General features: G+C 39.9%; 6 protein-coding genes. 4 read left to right on the forward strand and 2 right to left on the reverse strand.

All coding sequences use genetic code 11. From position 1 onward, the window contains the following. Positions 1-276: 276 nt before the first annotated feature. Positions 277-771, reverse strand: coding sequence for a DUF6702 family protein (locus tag H5058_RS17640; RefSeq protein WP_086995497.1), 495 nt, complete (start codon positions 769-771; stop codon positions 277-279). Then, a complete protein-coding gene (locus tag H5058_RS17645; protein WP_182679306.1) occupies positions 771-3,221 on the reverse strand; it encodes a M1 family metallopeptidase in 2,451 nt (816 codons plus the stop codon). Before H5058_RS17645 ends, H5058_RS17640 begins: the two co-directional genes overlap by 1 nt. Positions 3,222-3,692: 471 nt before the next feature. On the opposite strand from H5058_RS17645, the gene H5058_RS17650 reads away from it, so the two are divergent. The 4 genes from H5058_RS17650 to H5058_RS17665 all read left to right on the forward strand — a co-directional run bounded on the left by H5058_RS17650 (position 3,693) and on the right by H5058_RS17665 (position 9,658). Continuing rightward, entirely contained in the window at positions 3,693-3,935 is a 243-nt protein-coding gene (locus H5058_RS17650; protein WP_011329698.1) for a hypothetical protein, read from the forward strand. Between the two features lie 92 nt (positions 3,936-4,027). Then, on the forward strand, positions 4,028-5,275 hold the full coding sequence (locus tag H5058_RS17655; protein ID WP_179807808.1) for an exonuclease SbcCD subunit D C-terminal domain-containing protein: 1,248 nt from the start codon (positions 4,028-4,030) through the stop codon (positions 5,273-5,275). Then, positions 5,272-8,925 carry an AAA family ATPase gene (locus H5058_RS17660; RefSeq protein WP_182679308.1) on the forward strand — a complete coding sequence of 1,218 codons (3,654 nt, stop codon included), beginning with the start codon at positions 5,272-5,274 and terminating at the stop codon, positions 8,923-8,925. Before H5058_RS17655 ends, H5058_RS17660 begins: the two co-directional genes overlap by 4 nt. Positions 8,926-8,998: 73 nt before the next feature. Continuing rightward, positions 8,999-9,658: a class I SAM-dependent methyltransferase gene (locus tag H5058_RS17665; protein WP_179807810.1), complete on the forward strand. Its 660-nt coding sequence runs from the start codon at positions 8,999-9,001 to the stop codon at positions 9,656-9,658. Positions 9,659-9,697 lie beyond the last annotated feature (39 nt).

Genomic DNA, 9,697 nt, shown 5'->3' on the forward strand with positions numbered 1-9,697 from the left:
TATATTTAAATTTATTTTCTCTAGCCAGAGATTTTCAGTGAAAACAAGGCGAATTTACGCGTCAATAGCTGGCCTATTGCAAGTAAATTCAACGCAGTTAGCGCTGAAAGTAGCTGCTTGAGATAGATTTATTATCCAAAGTTCAGGTTACCTTGCTTGCTAAAAAGCACACTAATATACAAGGTATATTAACGTAATTTAGTATTAAGTCGATCAGAAAAACGGGAATGAAAATAACAAAAACGCGCACAGTGACTGTGCGCGTAGTTTGTAGGATTATTGTTGCTCAAACCTTGCTTCAAGCCAAGTGTCGTCTTGAGTAAAGTTTAAGGTTTTTATTTTTCCTTGTCCTTCAACGTTAACCATATTAACTTGCGAAGGCCATAAGTCGCGCAGTGCACCGTTACTCATTTTAATTCCTGCAATTTTTACCGGAATTGGCGCTTCTTGGTAAACCCAAAAAAACTTGCCATCAACTTGTGCTCCTACAAAGTTAAGCGGCAGTGGTTCACCGTTTAACGTTTGTAGCGCAACATGCGACTCTACATACTTAGCAAAGCGTTGTTGATCTATTTTATTGCTAATAATATCAACCTTACCTTTAAATAAGTGCGCCACAGCATGCTCAGTATCGTGCAAATAAAAACGATGCATTAGCTCAATATTATTAGTACGTTTATTAAAAAGCACAGTAGTAACAGACGACTTTAATTGATGCGCCATGCTAGGCGCAGCAATTAATAAACCAACAATAATTAGCAATATGCGCATTATTGTTGCTCCTCACTATTATTATTTTCGTCGCCTTTAGATTCGTCTTTTTTAAGCTCGGTTTTAATATCTTGCATAATATCGCGGCTTACTTTTGCTTTGCTCTTTTCTTTTTTAAATACTTCTATGCGTGATGGAATAATACGACGTGGGTAGTTATTATTTTCAATATCTACGTCAGCCGTTTCCCAGCGCGGATCGATAGTAACCGACACCAGCGATTTATTTTTGTCTGTCACTATTAGTTTTTGCACATTTTTATAATTACGACGCCAAATTTCGGCCGCAATATAACGCTCTTCTTTGCTGCCATCTTCAAAAGTCAGCTCTAATAGAATAGGCATTACTAAGCCGCCTACGTTAGAAAACTCCATTACGTAGTAGTTTTGGTCTTCTTTTATTGCACGCTCAAGCGTTTTACGCTCCCACGGCTCTAAGCCCTTTAAAAACTTGTTGTACGCGTTGCGTTCTTTATTAGTAACGGTAAAACGGTCGTTTTCATCATAAAAGTCTGTAACATCGGGATTTTCTTCTACCCAGGTTTTTTTACCTTGTGCGCGGTTACGCTCTACAAACAGCGAAGTTGGCTTATTTGCTTCAATATCGCGTAGGCGACTAAAATCAATATCAGGGTTTTTAGTGTCTAAACGCAGTTGATATACCTTATCTAAAGCAATATCTACGTGATCTGTGGTAAAAAACCAACCACGCCAAAACCAATCTAAATCAACACCCGAAGCTTCTTCCATGGTACGAAAAAAATCAGCTGGGGTAGGGCGCTTATACTTCCAGCGCTGGGCGTATTCTTTAAACGCAAAATCAAACAGCTCTCGGCCTAAAATAACTTCACGTAAAATATTAAGTGCAGCAGCGGGTTTAGTGTACGCGTTAGGGCCTAAACGCAATACGCTGTCTGACTGGGTCATTATAGGCACTTGAATTTCTGACTTCATATACGCCACTATATCGCGCGGCTCAACACCCCATGGAATGCTTGGATCCCACTCTCGCCCTGCAACACCGTCTAAAAAGCTATTTAAACCTTCATCCATCCAAGTCCATTGGCGCTCATCTGAGTTTACTATCATCGGAAAGTAAATATGACCCACTTCATGGATCACTACACCGAGTAAAAATCGTTTTTCTGCTTGAGAGTAAGTACGAGTTCCATCATCTTGCAGCTTAGTGCGCGGGCCATTAAAGGTGATCATTGGGTATTCCATACCACCAACAGGGCCATTTACTGACTGCGCGGTTGGGTATGGGTAATCAAATGAATACTTTGAATACACTTCCATAGTGTGAATAACAGCTTCGGTTGAATATTTTTTCCATAAATCGCCCCCTTCTTTAGGGTAAAACGACATAGCCATAACCAATGGCTGCTCATCACCGCCTTGCTGATAGCCTTTAGCATCCCACATAAATTTGCGTGACGACGCCCAAGCAAAGTCGCGTACGTTATTAGCTTTAAAGTGCCAAGTTTTAGTTTTATCTGTACTGGATTTTTCGTTATCGAGCGCTTCTTCTTCACTAACAATAAACACAGGGCGTTTAGCATTTTCGGCTTGCTTTAAACGTTTGCGTTGCGTGCTCGTTAATACGCTACTTGCGTTATTAAGCTTACCCGTTGCCGACACGATATGGTCCGCAGGTACGGTAATTTCAACATCGTAATCACCAAACTCTAAGGTAAATTCGCCGCCACCTAAAAATGTTTTATTAGTCCAAGCTTCGTAATCAGTATAAGCAGCTAAACGCGGAAACCACTGCGCCACTAAAAATATATCGTTACCATCTTTTTCAAAGTGCTCATAGCCCGAGCGTGCGCCTACTGCATCTTCTTCAACTAAATTAAATGCAAAGTTCATGCTAAATTCGGCTTCTTTACCTGGCTTTAACGGCTTATTTAGGTCAATGCGCATTAAGGTATCAACCACGGTTACACGTAACTCGTTGCCATTGTCATCTTTTACATTGCTAATTGTATAGCCAAGCTCGTTGTCACTCATAAACTGTTGACGACGAAGGTCGCCTAAACTTAACTTGGCGGGTTTATCGGCTGGTAAACTTGTTAAAGTACTTTTAAACGTTTGCGTGGTTTCTGCAATTGAATCATTTTTAAAAACGTTTTGATCTAACTGTAACCATAAGTACTTTAATGTGTGTGGTGAATTGTTTTTATATTCTATTTTTTGGCTACCGCTTATACGGCGCTTTTTTTCGTCTAATTGTACGTCAATATCGTAATTAACGCGTTGCTGCCAATAATTTTCGCCAGGTTCTCCGGCAGCACTTCTATAAACATTTGGTGTTGGCAATGCTTCGTCTAGTTGACGAAACTTATCGATATAGCTGCCTTTGGTTTGCTCAATAGCAGACGCTAAAACAGTGCTCGACATTGCTATTGGCAATATAACCGCACTTAGCGTATAAATTATTTTTTTCATTATTAAACCTGTTAGATTTTAGTGTGCGCACTTTGACAAAATTATCGTTTTTCTTCAATAAAATAACGATAAAGTGCGACTTTTTCAGGCTAGTTTTCACTATTTTTTTACAATTAAAGCGCATTATTCTTTTAGATAAAATTAATTAAACGTGAATTAAAATAATAAAACTGTAAAGGGGCTTTACAGTTTGTCGTTTTAAATAAAAATAATTGCCAAATATCAGCTAAAAATAACGGCTTACAGCTACTAAATCTCCCTCTGTATTTTGGCTTCAAAGGTAGCCAAATGTAATTATTTAGCAAAAAAGTTAATCCCTTTGTATGAGAAACCGCCAATAGTGAAGTTTAAGGTTGATCTTTGTATCCATTTGTACTTAGAATCGCCCACTTTTTTCATTTGAGGGTAATTTAATATAATTATTTTCAAATATGTTTATTAATATTTTAGTGTTGAAAAGTGTGGTGGTGTATGGATTTTTATGTTCTAAAAAAGCAGCAAAAACTAATTGCTATTCCAGCAGACGCGCAAAACTGTAAGCAGTATTTAAACTCAGGTTATTTGTATATTGACAAAGTGGCCGCTTGTAACGAAAAAAATGCATTGAAAGCGTTACAAGCTAAAAAAGCCAAAGCAATTAAACTGCCGTTATTTATGGCACTTTTAGCCTTGCCTCTTATTTATGTTGGTTGGTTTAGCTTAGGAGCTAGCTAAAGCCCATTCACCCTAGCAAGATGAGCCTATAAGGTTGCATCTTTAACTGCCTTGGGTATATTGGCGCTCTTACGATTTTTTAAGAGCGCTACATGAAAGTTCTGCACACTTCTGATTGGCACCTTGGCCAACAATTTTATGAATATGACCGTCGTCATGAACACCTTGCTTTTTTCACTTGGCTGTTAGCCACTCTCGTTGAGCAACAAATAGATTTACTGCTCGTTGCTGGCGATATTTATCATACTGCAACCCCCAGTGCTAGCGCCGAGAATCAACTCTATCAATTTATTAAAGATGCCAAAAAGCAGTGCCCTAATTTACATGTAGTAATTATTGCCGGGAACCACGACTCTGCAAATCGTATTTTAGCCGCGCAACCGTTACTCGCTCAATTTGATACCCATGTTGTAGGGCGTTTTGAGGCAACAGCAGCGGCTGATAGCGTAATCACTATTAACACTAACAAAAAACGCGCTGTAATCGTTGCCATGCCATTTTTGCGCGCAAGCGATGCAACTACACTCAGTCAAACCAAAAGCGGCCCTAGCTATGCCCAAGGCGTTAAAAAGGCATATGAACTTGCCCTTGAGCATGCAGCTACTTTACAAAGTGAAAATACCCCGTTAATTGTTATGGGGCACCTTCATGCTAAAGGCGGCGATATATCGAGTGACTCTGAGCGCAACTTAGTAATAGGCGGCGAAGAAGCCATATCTGCCAACGTATTTGGTAAACAAGCACACTACGTTGCGCTGGGGCATTTACATAAAGCGCAGCAAGTTGCTAAAAATGAATGCATTAGATACAGCGGTACGCCAATTCCTATGTCGTTTTCAGAGCGAAATTACAGCCACCAAGTAAATGTAGTTGAATTTAATAGCGATGAAAAACAGCAAATTAGTGTAACTGTAAACCCCCTTTACATTCCTCGTTTAGCCGATGTAATAGTTTTACCGAAAGGGGAGTGCGTACCATTAGCTGAGCTATGCGAGGAAATTAAAGCCCTCGACACCACAGCCAATACAATAGCACCATATTTACGGGTAAAACTTAAATCTAGCGATACCGACACCACCTTCAGAGAACAAATAGAACAAGCTCTTGAGGGTAAACATATTCGTTTTTGTGGCATAGAGCGCGTGCGCGAACAATCAGCTAACAATGAAGGCGGCGCAGTATTTGAAGATTTAACTGAAGTTGAAATGCTCAACCCACTTAATTTATTAGAACAAGCATTTGCAAACGACAAAGATATGCACGGTGAAAGCGTACCCGACGCACTAAAAAATCTATTAAACGATGTTATTAACGAACTAGAGGAGCAACAGCAACTATGAAAATAACCGCAGTGCGTATTCATAACTTAGCTTCTATTGTTGATGCCGAAATAGACTTTTTAGCAGCCCCGCTAAAAGACGCCGGATTATTTGCAATTACCGGCGATACCGGCGCAGGTAAAAGTACTATTTTAGATGCTATTTGCTTAGCTTTATATGCTAAAACCGCAAGGTTAGGTGGCGATAGAGGCAATAAGGTAGAGTTTCAAGGCGACAGCATTAGGCTTAATGACGCACGTAATTTACTTAGGCGAGGAACGTCTAATGGCTTTGCTGAAGTAGACTTTGTAGGACAAGATAAAGAAAGTTACCGAGCGTGTTGGAGCGTTAATCGCTCGCGAGGCAAAAGCGACGGCAATTTACAAGCAGCACAGCATACGCTTTATTTGTTACCTGATGATACGTTAATTTCATCAGATAAAAGTAAAACAGTAAAACAAATAGAAGCCAAAATAGGCTTAACCTTTGATCAGTTTTCGCGAGCAGTGTTATTAGCGCAACACGAATTTGCCGCGTTTTTAAAAGCCACCGGCGATGAGCGCGCACAGCTTTTAGAATGCTTAACCGGTACCGATAAATTTAGCCGTATTGGTGTACGTATTTTTGAGCGTAATAAAGAGCTAAAAGAAAAGTTTGAATTACTCCAAGCGAGTTTAGCAAGTTACACATTACTAAGTGAAGATGAATTAGCCGCTAAACAAACTTCGCTTAATGAATTAAAACTGCAAATTGAACACACTAAAAAAACCTTAACAACTACAGAGCAAAATTTAAATTGGTATAAACAAGCCAATACGCTTGAGCAAGCACTTAAACAAGCACAGCAAAACCAGCAACAAGCGCAAAACGAGCTTAATGCTATTGCTCAGCAAAGTGAGCAAGCTAAACAAGCACAAAGCGCACTTGAAATTAAAGATAACCGCAGTCGCTTTAAAAGTTTAACAGCTCAAAATATTGAGTTAAGTACGAAAGTAAGTGACTTAAAAAGTATAGATCACACTGCAATAATTACTGCGCATGCTAATACGCTTAGTAAGCACCAAGAGATATTACAAACAGCTAAAGAACAAAAACAAACTGCTGAGCCTATTATTGCTAAAGCGCGCGAGCTCGACAGTCAATTAGCTATTCAAGCACAAACCATTGCAAGCCTTACCCAGCAAAGCGAAAAAGAGCAATTACAATTAAACGATTTGCAGCAGCAATTTAAGCAAAGCCAATCTGTGCTTGATGAAGCTACAAAATTAAGTGCCCAGCATCAGCAGTGGTTAACTACGCATACACAATTAAAACCTTTAGCCAATGATTGGAATTACTATCAGCACAGTTTTAATCAGTTTTTAAACGCAACTGAGCAATTAAAAACAACGGCACATCAAAACCAAAAGTTAGTGGCTGAGCAGGCTAAGCAAGCGACGCTTTTAACCGCGCAAAATGCAAAGGTTGAGTCACAAGAACAGCTACTTGCTAGTGAGCAAAAAAATCTTAACCAATTAAATGAGCAGCAACGCCAATTTAATATTGAACAGTGCGATGTAAAGCTTAAAAATATTGATTACTTAAAAGATCAACGCGAGCGCTATAAACAGTTTAATCATGAACTAAAATACAGCACACAACAGCAAACACGCGTTGCAGAAAAACTTATCCAAAGTGAGCAAGCGCAAAACGCATTATTACAAAATTTGGCTTCGTGCGAGCAAACGCTTAAGCACAACGAATACACGCTTAGCCAAGCACGCCTTCGCGCCAGTGAAAATGTAGAACACTTACGTACACAACTTGCTCCTAACGAGCCATGTTTAGTGTGCGGTGCAACTGAGCACCCATATGCAAGCACTCAAAACCAGCAATTAAATAACTTAATAGCCGATTTTGAAACAGCTTATAACAATGCAAAACAGCAACGCGATAGCGCCCAAACCCAGCTGCATCAGCACCAAACACAACATGCTGTGTTAGTGGCCGAGCAAACGCAACATAGCCAAGCAATACAAATTGCACAGGCTAAGCAGCTAGAAATTAAAACGACCATGCAAGAGGCTCGCACCGAGCTTAACGCGTTAACAACCGAGCAGCTTGATGAAACCTACCAGCAACTCAGCGAGCAAAAAGCCCAGTACTTTGCAGTACAAACACAGCTGCGTACCTTACAAGAAAAAGTAAATCAGCAGTTTAATGCTTTAAAAACCGAGCAACACGCACAGCAGCAATTACAAAACCAGCATGTTGAGTTAACTAATCAGCTAAACCAATTAAGCAGTAAACATAACGAGCTAAGCGTACAAATAAACGAGCTAAGCGCAGCGCTTAACGCGCAATTTGAACACAGCGATTTTTGGCAGCAGCTGCAAAGTGAATCGCTTACCCTAAGCGATTTAAACAAACAGGTTGAGCAATACCAGCAAACACTAACGCAGCTTGAGCAAAGCCAAAAACAGCTCGACAGTGCAAACCAGCAACTACAGCAATTAACGCCATTAATCACTAAAAGTGAGCACGCACTTAAAGCATTAAATGACGATTTAGCCAAAGCGCAGCAACAGCAAAATATTACGCAAAGCGAGCGCTTAGCTTTATTTAATAATGAGCAAATAAGCGCAAGCGACTATCAAACCAAACTAGCCATGCAGCTTGAGCAATGTCAAACACAGCTAAATGCCAGCCAACAAGCGCACGAAAAAGCAATTAAACAGCGCGACGAGCATGCCATTACACTTAAAAATGTTGAGCAACGCTTGCAAGAGCACGCCCAGGAGCTAACCAGCCTTGAGGCACGTTACTTAGAGTGGTTTACTGAGTTTAAAGCGCAACATAGCGATGCAACACACGAACAGGTCACTATTTTACTAACCTTAAGTAGCGAGCAAATTAAAGCGCACTTAAAACAGTTTGAACAAGTATCACAAACGCTAACCGATACAAATGCGGCGCTTAAACAGCAACAAAAATCGTACACTGAGCATCAAAATACTGACAAGCCTTCAAAAAACCACGATGAGTTAACTGAGCAGCTAAATGTATTAAATACCCAGCAAACAGAGCTACAAAATAGCTTGCTTGCCACTAATACCGCTATTGAGCAGCACAACCAAAATGCTAAAACGCTCAAAGGCAAACAAGCTGAGTTAACTACGCTTAAAACGCAAGTTGATCAGTGGCATTTACTTAATAAAGTATTAGGCGATGCAACCGGTAAAACCATGCGTAATTTAGCGCAAACGCAAACTTTAAAAATACTGCTGCACTATGCAAATAGTCATTTAAAAACCCTTAATAAACGCTATGAATTAACTGCTATTGAGCACTCTTTAGATATTGCTATTATTGACCGCGACATGGCCGATGAGCAACGCTCTGTAAATACGCTCTCTGGTGGTGAATCATTTTTAGTCTCTTTGGCGCTGGCTTTAGGGCTTGCTTCATTGTCGTCAAACAAAGTACAAATCAATTCTTTGTTTATTGACGAAGGGTTTGGTACGTTAGACAGCGAAACGCTCAGTGTTGCAATGGATGCACTTGATTCATTACAAGCACAAGGGCGAAAAGTAGGTGTTATATCGCATGTAAGCGAAATGAGTGAGCGCGTAGCAACACAAGTCCATGTGGCTAAAAAGCCGGGCGGTTATTCTAGCGTAGAAATTGTGTGATATTAATTTATCTTGATAACACCCATTGTATTTATGATCCCCAAAAAACTTGGGGTCTATAAAGGAAGTAATAATGCCAACATTTACAGATGATCAAGCAACACAATACGATAGCCGCATTACGCGACTAGTACCAGGCTACGAGTTATTGCATCAACTAACTAATGCGCAACTGCAAGCCACATTAAAAGATAACGCACATATTTTAGTGGTAGGGGCGGGGACTGGCAAAGAGGTAATTGAATTAGCTAGCATTAATCCAACATGGAAGTTTACCGCACAAGATACCTCAAACGACATGCTTAGTGTTGCTAGCGATAAGTTTGCTGAGCAAGGAATAAGCGATAGAGTAACTGTACATTGCGGGCCTTTAGAAAAACTTAAAACTAAAGCCGATGCAGCCTTATGCTTATTAGTGCTACAGTTTGTAGAAGATAATGGCGATAAAAAGCAAGTTCTTAAAAACATTAAAGCAAGTCTGAACAAAGAAGCTGCACTGTATATTGCTGATTTAATGCGCCCAGAAACCTTATTTGAGCGTGACGCGCAACTTTTAACTAGTGCAAAACTAGGCTTAGGTGAGGCCGGACAAACTCATATTCGTCATAGCCTAGAAAATGAATTTTATCCGTTAGATCGCATGCGTTTTAGCGAGCTACTGCATGAGTGTGGATTTAGCACTATTCCTAAATTGTACTTTAAAGCGCTAGGTTTTAGCGGCTATGTAATTTAGTAACTGCTTAACTAAATAACTTAGTAACTTAGTAACTTA

Source organism: Pseudoalteromonas sp. SR45-4, assembly GCF_014163535.1.
GTDB classification, from domain to species: domain Bacteria; phylum Pseudomonadota; class Gammaproteobacteria; order Enterobacterales; family Alteromonadaceae; genus Pseudoalteromonas; species Pseudoalteromonas nigrifaciens.